The sequence below is a fragment of the Paraburkholderia fungorum genome (assembly GCF_003610895.1).
Taxonomy (GTDB): domain Bacteria; phylum Pseudomonadota; class Gammaproteobacteria; order Burkholderiales; family Burkholderiaceae; genus Paraburkholderia; species Paraburkholderia fungorum_B.
In genome coordinates, this window is sequence record NZ_MCAS01000035.1 from 63,578 (window position 1) to 76,995 (window position 13,418).

Sequence of the window (13,418 nt, forward strand, 5' to 3'; positions counted from 1 at the left end):
TCGTCAGTCATGACGGTGAATACGCCCGGTCAGTGCCGGGCGCGCGAGGTTGCGTTACGGATAAAAAATCTGCACGCGGAAATTGGAAGCGACCGCATTGCCCGTGTCGAGGTGAACGATCATGGTCTGGGTCGTGTGTGCCGGCAGGCCGGCTGCGATCGGCGTGCCGGGTGCGACGTAGTCTTGCGGCCACAGCACGCGGCGCACGGCGACATTGTTCTGGTCGTCGAGCAGCGTGAGCTCGATGGCCGGGTAGGCGAGCGCAATACCGAAGCGGTTGCGCAGCGGCATCTTCAGTTCAAGCCTGTGCGGCCCGTCGATCTGACGCAGATCGGACGGCTCGACCAGCAAACCGTCGATGTCGTGCGGCGGCGTGAGTTGACAGCCGAGTTGCGCGCAGGCTTTGACATAGAGCGTTTGCGTGCGTGGGAAGTAGACCTGAACGGTTTCGCGCTGCCACCAGGCGAGTTGCGCGAGCAGGGCGATGGCCAGCACCGATGCGACCACCGAGCCGAAGATGATCCAGCCGAGGCGGCGTGGTTCAGGCGGGCGCGTCTCACGCACCACCGGGAAGGGATCGACGCCGTCGTCATTCACCGGCTGAACCGAGAAGGGTTCGCCGCTCGAGCCAAAGGTGGCCGGGCCGGGGGCGCCTGAACCTGAGCCGAGGCCACTTGCACCGGCAGCATCGAGGCCGGCGGCTGCACCTAAGCCGGCCGCGCCTAAGCCGGCCGCACCTAAGCCGGCCGCGCCGAAATGCAGTTCGTTGTCGGGAATGCCATGCAAGCCAGACGGCTCGTTCAGAACCGGTTCGTCAGCGTCGCCAGGATGTCCTGAGGGACGCTCGGTCTTGTGCCAGACGCGCGGCGCCGCCTCAACAGGCGGATCGACCGGAGGGGTGAAAGGCTCACGCCGGTCATCAGCGGGTGTTTCTTCCGCATAATAAGCGGCAGCTTCGCTCGGCGAGTGCGCGAGAACGGGCTCGTTGTCAGCAGGAAGCGCCGTGGTGAAAGCGCTCGCCGGGAGTTCCGGCTCGGTAGCCTGACGTGGCGTAACCGCGACACCGGCGCCGGTGGAGACCGGCGTATGCGGCAGATTATGAGCGTTGTGAAGCAGGCGATTGTCGATTGAGGCGTCGGGCACCGGTGCCCACGGATCCCATGCTTCGGCGCTGAAATCGGGGCCCTTCGGCCGCACGCCGGACAACGCCTCGATCGCTGCCGCCGCCGCGACCGGCCTGGCGGTGGAGAAGTCGCCGTTCTCGTTCAGCTCGAACAGGCTGCTCGATGCGTCGAATGCTTCATTGCAATGCCCGCAACGCACGAGACCGCGGCGCAGCGCGAGCTGCGCCGGTTGCAGGCGGAAGACGGTTTCGCAGAAGGGGCAACGCGTTGCCAGGAGCATATTGAGCCGGTAAGCCGAAAGGCTGTTGGTTGGGCAATACGCCTTATTCTAATGGCTTTCGCGGCGGGTTCCCGTTAGACATACCCAACCTTCGTGTTCGCGCCATATGCCGATGTCGATCCACCGCGCGTAGACCTGCGCCACTTCGTCCGCCTGGCGCGCCAGGATGCCTGACAGCGCGATCCGGCCGCCGGGCTTGACCTTCGACGACAGCATCGAGGCCATCAGCTTGAGCGGGTTGGACAAGATATTGGCGACGACGATATCGAACTCGCCGGTGGGGCATTCGTCAGGCAAACCGTACGTGACTTCAGCCCGGTTGCGCTCGCTGTTGTGACGCGCGGATTCGACCGCTTGCGGGTCGATATCGATGCCGTACACCGGGTTGGCTCCGCATTTCTTCGCGAGGATCGCGAGGATGCCGGAGCCGCAGCCGTAGTCCAGCACGGATTGGTCCGTTTTTACCGATTGCTCCAGCCACTCCATACACAGACGCGTCGTGGGATGGCTGCCGGTGCCGAATGCGAGGCCCGGATCGAGTTCCAGCACGAGAGCGTCAGGGTCCGGTGCATCGTGCCATGAAGGCACGACCCAGATGCGCTCGCCAATCGGAATCGGATCGAATTGCGATTGCGTGAGCCGCACCCAATCCTGGTCTTCGACCTCGCGCACGCTAAACGAGGGGGCGGTTTCCAGCCCTATCTCGTTGGCCGCGGCCGTGAGCAGCACCGCCGGTTCGTGGTCGGGGGAGAGCAGGGCGATCACCCGCGAACGCTGCCACGCCGTGCGATCCGGCGTGAGACCGGGTTCGCCGAACAGCGGCTGCTCGTCAGGCGTGTCGGCGTCCGCATCTTCAACCGACACGGACAGCGCGCCCAACTCGAGCAGCGCGTCGGAGAACTCCTCCGCGTGCTCGCGTGCCAACTCGGCGATCAGTTCCCGGTAGCTCATGACTTACGCTTCTTCCGGCGCGGCCTGCTGCTTCGCGGCCAACCGGTTTTCGAGGTAGTGAATGCTGGTGCCGCCTTCGACGAACTTCGCGTCCAGCATCAGCTCGCGATGCAACGGGATGTTGGTCTGGATGCCCTCGACCACCATTTCCGACAACGCGATACGCATCCGCTTGATTGCCTGCTCGCGCGTCGCGCCGTAGGCAATCAGCTTGCCGATCATCGAATCATAGTTCGGCGGCACGAAATAGCCATTGTAGGCATGCGAATCGACGCGGATGCCGGGGCCGCCCGGCATATGCCACGACGTCAAACGACCCGGCGACGGCGTGAACTTGAACGGATCTTCCGCGTTGATCCGGCATTCGATCGCATGACCCTTGAACACGATGTCGCGCTGACGGAAGGCGAGCTTCTCGCCCGCTGCGATGCGGATCTGTTCCTGCACGATGTCGACGCCGGTGATCAGCTCGGTCACCGGATGCTCGACCTGCACGCGCGTGTTCATTTCAATGAAATAGAACTCGCCGTTTTCGTACAGGAATTCGAACGTGCCCGCGCCGAGGTAACCCATTTTCTTGCAGGCGTCCGCGCAACGATCGCCGATACGGTCGATCAGGCGGCGCGCGATGCCCGGCGCCGGCGCTTCTTCGATCACTTTCTGGTGACGGCGTTGCATCGAGCAATCGCGCTCGCCCAGCCAGACCGCGTTCTTGAACGAGTCGGAGAGGATCTGGATTTCGATGTGCCGCGGGTTCTCCAGGAATTTCTCCATGTAGACCTGCGGGTTGCCGAATGCGCGGCCGGCTTCCTCGCGCGTCATGTTGACCGCGTTGACGAGTGCCGCTTCCGTGTGGACCACGCGCATACCGCGGCCACCGCCGCCGCCGGCGGCTTTGATGATGACCGGATAGCCGACCTGGCGGGCAATCTTCACGATCTCTTTCGGATCGTCCGGCAATGCGCCTTCCGAACCCGGCACGCACGGCACGCCGGTCTTGATCATGGTCTGCTTCGCCGTGACCTTGTCGCCCATCATCCGGATGGTTTCCGGGCGCGGGCCGATGAAGGTGAAGCCCGACTGTTCGACGCGCTCGGCGAAGTCGGCGTTTTCCGACAGGAAGCCGTAGCCGGGGTGGATCGCTTCGGCGTCCGTGACTTCTGCCGCGCTGATCAGCGCCGGCATGTTCAGGTAGCTCAGATTCGACGGGGCCGGGCCGATACAGACCGCCTCGTCGGCGAGCTTCACGTACTTGGCTTCCTTGTCGGCTTCCGAATAGACGACGACGGTCTTGACGCCGAGTTCGCGGCAGGCGCGCTGGATACGAAGCGCGATCTCGCCACGATTGGCAATGAGAATTTTTTCAAACATAGCGGGTTTTCGACTCATCAATAGGCGCCCGGTTGATCACAACACGGACCGCCTCAGAGGATCGGCCGCGCGCCCCGGGAGGGCAGGCACGCGGGCGGCAAGCGCAAAAAAAGCGCGAAGCGTGCCGCGTTAGCCGACCACGAACAACGGTTGGCCGTACTCGACCGCCTGGCCGTTGTCGACGAGGATTTCTTTCACCACGCCGGACTTGTCCGACTCGATTTCGTTGAGCAGCTTCATCGCTTCGATGATGCAGATCGTCTGGCCTTCCTTGACCGTGTCACCCACCTGGACGAACGGCTCGGCGCCCGGCGACGGCGCGCGGTAGAAGGTGCCGACCATCGGCGAGGTCACCACGTGGCCTTGCGGCGCGGCGGCGGCCGGCGTAGCCGGGGCACCCGCTGCAGCGGCCGGTGCTTCGCCAGCCGGCGTCGGCATCGGCTGGGCATATTGCGGGGCATACGAAGCGGACGGTTGCACGTAAACCGGCGGCGCATTCTTGACGATGCGGACCTTGCCTTCGCCCTCGGTCACTTCGAGTTCGGAAATACCGGACTCCGAGACGAGGTCGATCAGAGTTTTCAGTTTACGTAGATCCATCAGGAAGCCCCTTTCAATGCGTGAAGTGCCGGCGCGTACGCAGCCGGCGCAAATTAGACGTGTTTGGAATCAGCCGCGCGACGAGCCGGCGGACAGCCGGTCGAGCGCGAATTCGAGCGCGTACAGATACCCCTTCCAGCCGAGGCCGCAAATCACGCCCTCCGCCTGGTCGGAGAAATACGAGTGATGCCGGAACGGTTCGCGGCGATGTACGTTCGACAGATGAATCTCGACGAACGGGATGCCGACCCCCGCCAGTGCGTCCCGAATGGCCACGCTGGTGTGCGTGTACGCGGCGGGATTGATCAGTATGAAATCGGTTTGTTCAGTCCGTGCGGATTGGATGCGATCGACGAGAGCGCCTTCATGATTGCTCTGGAACGACGCGAGTTCGACGCCGGCGTCCGCTGCGCGGTCCGCCAGCGCCTGATCGATCTGCGGCAACGTAACCCGGCCGTATACCTCAGGTTCCCGGGTGCCGAGAAGATTGAGGTTGGGGCCGTGCAGTACCAGCAGTCGCGTCATGGTCGCTTCTTTTTCCGTGGAATTGGGCGCACTTTAGCGCTGATTAGAGAAACTTGTCTAGTTTCCCGCGCGTTCGAAACGATCGGGGCGACCTTTCGCCGCCTCTCCGGGTGCCCATCTTCTCTCAAGTTCGAGCGATTTGCGCGTAATTTCGCGCCTTTTGCCCCTATCTGATCGTCAAAAGAATGTGAAATTTAGAGCGCGTCGAGGGTCTCTTTCAGCGCTTGCGGGTCGATTTGCCCTAATTTTGTCGAGCGGATATTGCCTTTCGCGTCGATGACGACCGTGAAGGGCAGGCCACCCGCGTTGTTGCCAAACGCGCGCGCGAGGTCGGCGCCGCCAAACCCGGTCACGTAGACAGGGTAGGCGACCTTCACTTTTTGCAGGAACGCCTGGACATTTTTCTCCGAATCGACGCCAAGTCCGACGAACTGGATTCCTTTCTTCGCATATTCGCGTTGAAGTTGCGACAGAGCGGGCATCTCTTCGACGCACGGCCCGCACCACGACGCCCAGAAGTTGACGACGATTGGGTGGCCTTTAAGCAAACTTAGCGTTTGCGGCTTGCCGTCGACGTTCGTGACGGGCGCGACCCAAAGTTGTTCGACCGCGCTTTGCGTGGAACCGGGTTGCGCCGCGTGGGCGACTTCCGGGGAGCCGTTTAGCCAATGATTGGCCAGCACGCCGCCACCCGCCGCGGCGATCGCGACCAGCGCGCCTGCCAGAATCCGTCTCGTATTCATTCCAGGTCTGTCTAATTAGTTGAAGAAGTGACGCTGCTGCTGTCGAGCAGCGCCTGAACCGCCTGCAGATTCGCCCGGGCTGTGCGGCCGCGCGCGTCGGCCCGGACCGCGCCGCGCAAGTCGTCTGTTTCGTACAGGGCGACATGGATGCCGGCCGGTTCCGCATCGCGGCCTTCATTCATGGGGCGCCAGAGGAAGCTCAGCGTCTCGACATAGCCGCGGCCGGCAAAATGCCGCGTCTCCGACACGTCGTACTGGATGTTGGCGTTCAGAAAGTAGATCGCGACTTCCTTCGGGTTGTCGCAAAACACCTGAAGGTGAATATCCGAGTGTTCGCCCGCTGTGCCGCCGAGTACTGCGCCGGTCAGATACGGATTGAACGGCGCGAGCCGCTCCATCCAGTCGATCGCAATGCGCCGCAGCCGCCGCAACAATGCCGGCTGGCTGTCTCCCTGAAAGAGGGACTGATATTCGCGGATTTCTTCTTCGATCTGGTCGTTATCCGGCAGCCATTCGCCGGCAACACGGCTCTCGCCGACCACCTGCCGTGCCGCTTTACGCTTGGCCGTTGCGTAGTCCAGACCGTCTTCAGCGATCATCCGGGCAGCGGCGATGGCGATTTCCTCGCGCACGCGCTGCGGATCGAAATGTGATTTGCGAACCATCTCTCAATCATACTAGAGATTGATGACAGCCTTTTCCGGGCGGTTCGCGCCGGGGGCCTGCCACGGGCGATGCGGGCGGCCGCCCTGGCGGCCCCGTTCGTAGGGCGATTCAGAGCCGTCGGTTACAATAGCGTCCTTTGCAGACGGTCGTTTCGGCCGCTTTCCTGCGCTCCCATCCCTTGCAAAATACGCCCGCGCGGCACGACAGGCTTATGCACATCCACATCCTCGGCATCTGCGGCACGTTCATGGGCGGACTCGCGGTCCTCGCGCGCGGCGCGGGCCATACCGTGACGGGCTGCGACGCCGGTGTTTATCCGCCGATGAGCACGCAACTCGAGGCACAAGGCATTCGTCTGATCGAAGGTTATGGCGCCGAGCAGCTGGACGGGCTCAACGCCGACCTGTTCGTGATCGGCAACGTGGTTACGCGCGGCAACCCGCTGATGGAGGCCATCCTGGATCGTGGCCTGCCGTACGTCTCCGGTCCGCAGTGGCTCGGCGAACATGTGCTGAACGGCAAGTGGGTGCTGGCGGTAGCCGGCACGCACGGCAAAACCACCACCAGCTCGATGCTGACGTGGCTGCTCGAAGACGCGGGTCTCAATCCGGGCTTCCTGATCGGTGGCGTGCCGCTGAATTTCGGCGTGTCGGCGCGGCTGACCGATTCGAGCTTCTTCGTGATCGAAGCCGATGAGTACGACACCGCTTTCTTCGACAAGCGCTCCAAGTTCGTTCACTACCGGCCGAAAACCGCGATCCTGAACAACCTCGAGTTCGATCACGCCGACATTTTCCCGGATCTGGCGGCGATCGAAACGCAGTTTCATCATTTGATCCGCACGGTGCCGGGCATCGGCCGCATCGTCACGAACGGTCGTGAAGACGCGCTTGAGCGCGTGCTCACGCGCGGCTGCTGGAGCGAAGTCGAGCGCTTCGGCGTGCAAGGCGGCTGGGAAGTGTTGCCGGCAGAAGACGGCGAGCCGGTCGACGAGCGTTTCGCCGTTTATCACAACAGCGCACGTGTCGGTGTCGTCGAGTGGCAGGTGCAGGGCGAGCACAACCGCATGAACGCGCTTGCCGCGATCGCCGCCGCACGCCATGTCGGCGTGCCGCCGGCACAAGCCGCGCAGTCGCTCGCGAGTTTTCGCAATGTGAAGCGCCGCATGGAAGTGCGCGGCAGCGTCGACGGCGTGACCGTGTACGACGATTTCGCCCATCACCCCACGGCGATCGAGACGACAGTGGCTGGACTGCGCGCCCGCGTCGGCCACGAAAACACGCGCATTCTGGCCGTGCTGGAGCCGCGCTCGAACACCATGAAGCTCGGCGTGATGAAAGCGCAATTGCCGGCCAGTCTCGCGGGCGCCGACCTGGTGTTCGGTTACGGCGCGCCGTCCGGCCGCGACGCACTCGGCTGGAATCTCGCCGAAGCGCTCGCGCCGCTCGGCGGCAAAGCGCAGGCTTTCGACAATCTCGACGCGCTGGTCAAAGCGGTGGTTCACGCCGCGCGTCCCGGCGACCAGATTCTGGTGATGAGCAACGGCGGCTTCGGCGGCGTGCATCAGAAGCTGCTCGACGCACTTTCCACACGAGGCGCGTCGTGATCCTCTATCTGCACGGCTTTCGCTCGTCGCCCAATTCGTTCAAGGCGCGCGTGCTGGCGGCGCGCCTGGTCGAACTCGGTCGCAGCGACGAATGGTGCTGCCCGATGCTGCCGGTCTCGCCATTGGAGACCGTGGCCCTCGCCGAATCGCTGGTGGCGGCCGCGGAGCCGAAGAACGTCACCGTGATCGGCAGTTCGCTGGGCGGCTACTTTGCCACCTATCTTGCCGAGAAGCACGGCTGGCCGGCGGTGCTGCTGAACCCCGCGGTCGTGCCGCAGCGCGACCTGAGCGCCTATCTCGGCGAGCAGCCGTTGTGGCATGGCGGTGGCAGCATTACGGTCGAACCGCATCATCTGGACGAACTGCGCGCGCTCGGCGTCGCGTCGATCACGCGTCCCGAACGCTATTATTTGATGGCCGCCACCGGCGACGAAGTGCTCGATTACCGCGAAATGCTTGCGCACTATCCGGGCGCGCGCACTACGCTGATCGAAGGGAGCGACCACGCGATCAGCGAATTCGCGCAATACGTCGACGAGGTGCTGGCCTTTTGCGGCGCCGAGGACATCGAGCCGCCGGCGCCGCGCGAAGTGGCCTGACAGTGCCGACGTTTCCGCAGCAAGGCCGCTGCGGAAACACCAGATTCATGCCGCCGGCGCGCGCGTATCGCGCCGCGGATCCACTACCACGAACACGTTGCCGTGCCGCGCACGCAGTGACCGAAAGCTGAACCCAATCGGGCGCGCCGGCGGATGCAAGTCAGAACGAGAGTATTGAGTGAACGTTTTCTTCGAGGAATCGGGCAGTTTCAAGGCGGGCAGCGTGCTGTCGCGCCAGGGCGATGCTTTTCAGGTCGAGTTGCCGGGCGGCCGGCGCACCAAGGTGCGCGCGAAAGACGTGCTGATCGAATTCGAAAAACCGACGGCCGGCGAGCTGATGCAGCAGGCTGACGCCGCCGCGCAGGACATCGATCTGGACTTCCTGTGGGAATGCGCGCCAGAGGACGAATTTCCGTTTGCCACACTGGGCGCCGAGTACTTTGGCGGTTCGTTCGGCGCCATCGAACGGGCGGCGCTGGTGCTGCGCATGCACGGCGCACCGGTGTACTTCCGCCGCAAGGGCCGCGGCATGTATCAACGCGCCCCGCAGGAACAGCTCAAGATGGCGCTCGCCGGGCTGGAGCGCAAGCGCCAGCAGGCGCTGGTGCAGGCCGGCTACGAAGACGAACTGAAGGCAGGCCGTCTGCCGGAAGGCTTCAGCGGCAGCAAGGCGCTGGCTTTACTCACCCGGCCGGACAAGAACACGATCGAATACAAGGCGCTCGAAGGCGCGGCAGCGGCGCGCGGCATCTCGCAGGCGCGGCTGATGCTCGAATGCGGCGGCATTGCGTCGGCCCGCGCGTTGCACGAGGCGAAATTCCTCTCCGAGTTTTTCCCGCACGGCACCGGTTTTCCGCCGGTGACGGTCGGCACGTTGCCGGAGGATCTGCCGGCGGCCGAAGTCGAGGCGTTCTCCATCGACGACATCACCACCACGGAAATCGACGATGCCTTCTCCGTCGAGCATCTGGCCGACGGCCGCGTGCGGATTGGTGTGCACATCGCCGCGCCGGCGCTCGGCATTGCGCGTGGCGACGATATCGATGCCATCGCGCGTACGCGTTTGTCGACCGTTTACATGCCGGGCGACAAGATCACGATGCTGCCCGATAGCGTCGTCGAGGCTTTTACGCTGGCCGAAGGAGGCTTGCGGCCGGCCTTGTCGCTGTATGTGATCATCAACCGCGAGACCCAGGAAATCGTGGCAAGCGAAACACGCGCCGAGCGTGTGTTCGTGAAGAACAATTTGCGCCACAACACGCTGGACGAGCTGGTCACCGAAGAGGCGCTTGCCGCCGGCACGGGCGATTACCCGCACAAGGAAGACATCGCCGTGCTGTGGCCGTTCGCGCAGGCGCTGTTCGAAAAGCGTCAGACCGCGCGCGCCGGTTACGGCCTGCGGCGTGAAGTGCAGCGCAACACCGATTTCAATTTCTACGTTGAAGGCGAGCACATCACGATCACGCCGCGCCGGCGCGGGTCGCCACTCGATACGATCGTCGCCGAGCTCGCGATTCTCGCCAACTCTTCGTGGGGTGCGTTCCTGCACGACCACGGCGTGCCCGGTATCTACCGCACGCAACGCGCGTTCGGCGCGCCCACGGGTCCGAAGCGCACCCGCATGCAGACCAATGCCGCGCCGCACGAAGGCCTGGGCGTCACGCAATACGCGTGGAGCACGTCGCCGCTGCGCCGCTACGTCGACCTCGTGAATCAGTGGCAGTTGCTGGCCTGCGTGCAGCACGGCGTCACGGCAAAACTGGCTGCGCCGTTCAAGCCTAAAGACGCCGATCTGTTTGCCGTCGTGCAAGGATTCGACGACACCTACACCGCGTATGCCGATCACCAGCGCCGCATGGAGTACTTCTGGTGCCTGCGCTGGCTGAAGCAGGAGAATCGCAAGCAGGTGGTGGCGTCGGTGGTGAAGGGCGATCTCGTGCGTCTCGAAGAGATTCCGCTGCTGCTGCACGTGCCGGGTCTCGGTGTGCACGCACGCGGCACGCGCTTGCAGATGGAAGTGATGTCGATCGACGAACTGACCGTCGAAGCGTCCGTGCGCCTGCTGCATGTGCTCGACGCGCCGACCGTGACGAGCGGTAGCGAAGCGGAAGAAGCCGACGAGGGCGAAGACGGCGAAGAGGAAATCATCGACGTGGCTGGGGAAAGTGCCGAAGGCGAAGCCGAGGCTCAGGCGGAAGCCGACCTCGACGGCGGCGCGGCGGCACCGGGCGATGCCGAAGACGGCACTGGCGCTGACGCCGGCTCCGGTGATGCGGCAGCCGATCAGCAGCATGTTGCGGAGCCTGGACGATGAGCGCCAGCGATTCACGTGAGCGCTACGCCGTGATCGGCAACCCGGTCGGCCACAGCAAGTCGCCGTTCATTCATGGCCGTTTTGCCGTGCAGACCGGCGAGCCGGTCGAGTACGGCCACCTGCTGGCACCGGTCGATGCTTTCGTGCCGCACGTGCGCGCTTTTATCGAAGCGGGCGGCCGCGGCCTGAACGTGACGGTGCCGTTCAAGCTCGACGCGCATGCCTTCGCTGACACCCTGTCACCGCGCGCGGCGGCAGCGGGCGCGGTGAACACGCTGCGGTTCGACGCGAGCGGAGTCTACGGCGACAACACGGACGGCTTCGGCCTTGTGCGAGACATCGAGGTGAATCTCGGTGTGCAGCTAAAGGGCGCGCGGATTTTGCTGCTTGGCGCGGGTGGCGCTGCGCGGGGCGTCGTGCTGCCGATGCTGGATCGTGCGCCGCACACGCTGACGATCGTCAACCGCACGGCGGCGAAGGCCGACGCGCTCGTCGACCAGTTCGCGCAAGCCGCGCGCGACGCCGCTTGTCGTCTGAGCGGTGGCAGCGCGCGAGCGATCGAAGCAGGTGCCTACGACGTGATCGTCAACGCGACGGCGGGCAGTCTGGATGCGTCGTTGCCTGAGTGTGACGACCGTGCGTTCGGCAGCGGCACGCTCGCTTACGACATGATGTACGGCGCGCATCCGACGGTGTTCATGGAGCACGCGCGGAAGCTGGGTGCGCGCGGCGCCGATGGCCTCGGCATGCTGGTCGAGCAGGCCGCCGAATCGTTTTATGTATGGCGCGGCGTGCGGCCCGACGGCGCACCGGTGCTGGCCGAATTGCGAGCGCTGTTGGCAGCGCCGTCGCACACCTAGACGGCTTTCTTCCTTCGGGAACAGAACGACTATTCCCCCCATTCGAGGACTCCAGGCACGATGACAGCAACGCGGCGCGCGAGCCGGCCGGGTCCGGCGCGATGGGTGTTTTATCTGGGTGCCGTCGTGGCGATTGCGTGGCTGGCGACGCAGGCGTTTTATTTCACTCAGATCGCGGTGTGGAACTACGTGAATCCCCAGTCGACGGCTTTCATGCGTTCGGATGCGTGGCGGTTGTCGCAGGATCGGCCCGACTTGTCGGTACAGCATACGTGGGTGCCGTACGAGCAGATATCGCACAATCTGAAGCGCGCGATTATTGCCTCTGAAGATGCGAACTTCGTCAATAACAATGGCTATGAGACGGATGCCATTTTGCAGGCGTGGGAGCGGAATAAGGCCAAGGGCAAGATTGTTCGCGGTGGTTCGACGATTACCCAGCAACTGGCGCGGAATCTGTTTTTATCGCGGGAGAAGAGTTATATCCGCAAGGGTCAGGAGTTGATCATCACGTGGATGCTCGAGACCTTGATGGACAAGCAGCGGATCTTCGAGATTTATCTCAACTCTGTTGAGTGGGGAAATGGGGTTTATGGTGCTGAGGCGGCCGCGCATTATTACTACAAGACTTCGGCTGCCAAACTGACTGCTGGGCAGTCGGCGCGGTTGGCGGTGATGTTGCCGCAGCCTAAGTATTTTGATGAGCACAGAGGGTCGGGGTATCTGGCGCAGAGGTCGCGGGTTATTGCGCGGCGGATGGGGGATGCGGAGTTGCCCGATTGATGGTTTTTTTTGCCTGCGCGGCGCTTTGGTTGTGGTTTTGTGGTGTTGGCTTTTTCTTGATCTGTTTGTTTGCTCCGCGCGGTTTGTCTGTGCTTTTATGGTTTTGGCCTTTCCTTGATTTGTTATTGGTCTATTAGCGTTGCCCCTGTGCGGGGCGGCACTTACTTTCTTTGCCGCCGCAAAGAAAGATAAGCAAAGAAAGCGGCGGCGGATTCAACCGGTCGTTGCAACACCTCTGTTCCAATAGGGAAATGGAGAGTGGAGCACGATGGGACGACAAAGAAGACCGTGGTTGAACACCGCACAGAAGGCGGAAATCTGGAAGCTGTGGCGCGAGGGCGAGTCGCTGAGTGAAATCGCGCGGATGCTCGAGCGCCAGCCGAGTGCCGTTTATCACGTTGTGAACAGGAACGGCGGATTTTCCCCGCCCGTGCGCACACGATCTGCACGGGCACTGACGCTGGCCGAACGCGAGGAGATATCGCGGGGCCTTGTCGCAGGCGGTACGATGGGCGAGATTGCGTTGCAACTGGGGCGCTCGAAATCGACCATCAGCCGGGAGATTTCGCGTAATGGCGGCAGCCACCGATATCGGGCGCACGAGGCCGATGTGAACGCCTGGGAGCGTGCACGGCGGCCCAAGGTGTGTGCGTTGTCAGGCAATGCGCGGCTGCGCCGGCTGGTGGCGGCCAGACTCAAATTAAAATGGGCCCCTGTACAGATAGCGGGATGGCTCAGGCGCGAGTTCCGGGTCAACAAGGACATGCAGATATCACACGAGACGATCTACCGGAGCCTGTTCATCCAGGCACGCGGGGTCCTTAAAAAGGAACTCGTCGAGCATCTTCGTACCAATCGTACGATGCGTCAGGCGAAGAGCGCCTCGGCAAGCGGGCAGAACAGGGGCAGGATAATCGGGGCCGTGTCGATCAGCGAAAGACCGGCCGAAGTGGAAGACCGCGCGGTGCCCGGGCATTGGGAAGGCGATCTGCTGGC

13 protein-coding genes are annotated in these 13,418 nt (G+C 63.4%); 6 read left to right on the plus strand and 7 right to left on the minus strand.

The genetic code is table 11. From position 1 onward, the window contains the following. Window positions 1-54: 54 nt before the first annotated feature. From BCY88_RS28560 to BCY88_RS28590, 7 genes are all read right to left on the minus strand, one after another. Entirely contained in the window at window positions 55-1,404 is a 1,350-nt protein-coding gene (locus BCY88_RS28560) for a zinc-ribbon and DUF3426 domain-containing protein (protein WP_120347520.1), read from the minus strand. Window positions 1,405-1,452: 48 nt separating this feature from the next. Continuing rightward, entirely contained in the window at window positions 1,453-2,355 is a 903-nt protein-coding gene (gene prmA, locus BCY88_RS28565) for a 50S ribosomal protein L11 methyltransferase (RefSeq protein ID WP_120347521.1), read from the minus strand. A 3-nt stretch (window positions 2,356-2,358) separates the two neighbouring features. Next, window positions 2,359-3,726, minus strand: coding sequence for an acetyl-CoA carboxylase biotin carboxylase subunit (gene accC, locus BCY88_RS28570; RefSeq protein ID WP_120347522.1), 1,368 nt, complete (start codon window positions 3,724-3,726; stop codon window positions 2,359-2,361). A gap of 129 nt (window positions 3,727-3,855) precedes the next feature. Next, window positions 3,856-4,326, minus strand: a complete 471-nt coding sequence (gene accB, locus BCY88_RS28575; RefSeq protein ID WP_120347523.1) for an acetyl-CoA carboxylase biotin carboxyl carrier protein — start codon at window positions 4,324-4,326, stop codon at window positions 3,856-3,858. Between the two features lie 69 nt (window positions 4,327-4,395). Next, window positions 4,396-4,851, minus strand: a complete 456-nt coding sequence (aroQ, locus tag BCY88_RS28580; protein WP_012434378.1) for a type II 3-dehydroquinate dehydratase — start codon at window positions 4,849-4,851, stop codon at window positions 4,396-4,398. A gap of 194 nt (window positions 4,852-5,045) precedes the next feature. Then, a complete protein-coding gene (locus BCY88_RS28585; RefSeq protein WP_120347524.1) occupies window positions 5,046-5,594 on the minus strand; it encodes a TlpA family protein disulfide reductase in 549 nt (182 codons plus the stop codon). An 11-nt stretch (window positions 5,595-5,605) separates the two neighbouring features. Then, a complete protein-coding gene (locus BCY88_RS28590) occupies window positions 5,606-6,259 on the minus strand; it encodes a UDP-N-acetylmuramate--alanine ligase (RefSeq protein ID WP_120347525.1) in 654 nt (217 codons plus the stop codon). Window positions 6,260-6,471: 212 nt separating this feature from the next. On the opposite strand from BCY88_RS28590, the gene mpl reads away from it, so the two are divergent. The 6 genes from mpl to BCY88_RS28620 all read left to right on the plus strand — a co-directional run. Further along, a complete protein-coding gene (gene mpl / locus BCY88_RS28595; RefSeq protein ID WP_120347526.1) occupies window positions 6,472-7,866 on the plus strand; it encodes a UDP-N-acetylmuramate:L-alanyl-gamma-D-glutamyl-meso-diaminopimelate ligase in 1,395 nt (464 codons plus the stop codon). Further along, window positions 7,863-8,465 (plus strand): YqiA/YcfP family alpha/beta fold hydrolase, encoded by a 603-nt coding sequence (locus BCY88_RS28600; protein ID WP_120347527.1) that lies wholly within the window; start codon window positions 7,863-7,865, stop codon window positions 8,463-8,465. Before mpl ends, BCY88_RS28600 begins: the two co-directional genes overlap by 4 nt. Before the next feature lie 178 nt (window positions 8,466-8,643). Further along, the gene (locus BCY88_RS28605) at window positions 8,644-10,779 is read left to right on the plus strand and encodes a ribonuclease catalytic domain-containing protein (protein ID WP_120347528.1); all 2,136 of its coding nucleotides are present in this window, start codon (window positions 8,644-8,646) and stop codon (window positions 10,777-10,779) included. Further along, a complete protein-coding gene (gene aroE / locus BCY88_RS28610) occupies window positions 10,776-11,639 on the plus strand; it encodes a shikimate dehydrogenase (protein WP_120347529.1) in 864 nt (287 codons plus the stop codon). The genes BCY88_RS28605 and aroE overlap by 4 nt, the downstream gene beginning before the upstream one ends. A gap of 60 nt (window positions 11,640-11,699) precedes the next feature. Then, window positions 11,700-12,422 carry a monofunctional biosynthetic peptidoglycan transglycosylase gene (gene mtgA, locus BCY88_RS28615; protein ID WP_120347530.1) on the plus strand — a complete coding sequence of 241 codons (723 nt, stop codon included), beginning with the start codon at window positions 11,700-11,702 and terminating at the stop codon, window positions 12,420-12,422. 268 nt (window positions 12,423-12,690) lie between these two features. Further along, window positions 12,691-13,418: IS30 family transposase (locus BCY88_RS28620; RefSeq protein ID WP_147408512.1), on the plus strand; the 728-nt coding region annotated here is incomplete at its 3' end.

Coding starts and splice junctions, on each gene's coding strand:
- accB (WP_120347523.1), bottom strand. CDS start 4,326: ATGGATCTACGTAAACTGAAAACTCTGATCGACCTCGTCTCGGAGTCC.
- mtgA (WP_120347530.1), top strand. CDS start 11,700: ATGACAGCAACGCGGCGCGCGAGCCGGCCGGGTCCGGCGCGATGGGTG.
- prmA (WP_120347521.1), bottom strand. CDS start 2,355: ATGAGCTACCGGGAACTGATCGCCGAGTTGGCACGCGAGCACGCGGAG.
- mpl (WP_120347526.1), top strand. CDS start 6,472: ATGCACATCCACATCCTCGGCATCTGCGGCACGTTCATGGGCGGACTC.
- accC (WP_120347522.1), bottom strand. CDS start 3,726: ATGTTTGAAAAAATTCTCATTGCCAATCGTGGCGAGATCGCGCTTCGT.
- aroE (WP_120347529.1), top strand. CDS start 10,776: ATGAGCGCCAGCGATTCACGTGAGCGCTACGCCGTGATCGGCAACCCG.
- aroQ (WP_012434378.1), bottom strand. CDS start 4,851: ATGACGCGACTGCTGGTACTGCACGGCCCCAACCTCAATCTTCTCGGC.
- BCY88_RS28590 (WP_120347525.1), bottom strand. CDS start 6,259: ATGGTTCGCAAATCACATTTCGATCCGCAGCGCGTGCGCGAGGAAATC.
- BCY88_RS28585 (WP_120347524.1), bottom strand. CDS start 5,594: ATGAATACGAGACGGATTCTGGCAGGCGCGCTGGTCGCGATCGCCGCG.
- BCY88_RS28560 (WP_120347520.1), bottom strand. CDS start 1,404: ATGCTCCTGGCAACGCGTTGCCCCTTCTGCGAAACCGTCTTCCGCCTG.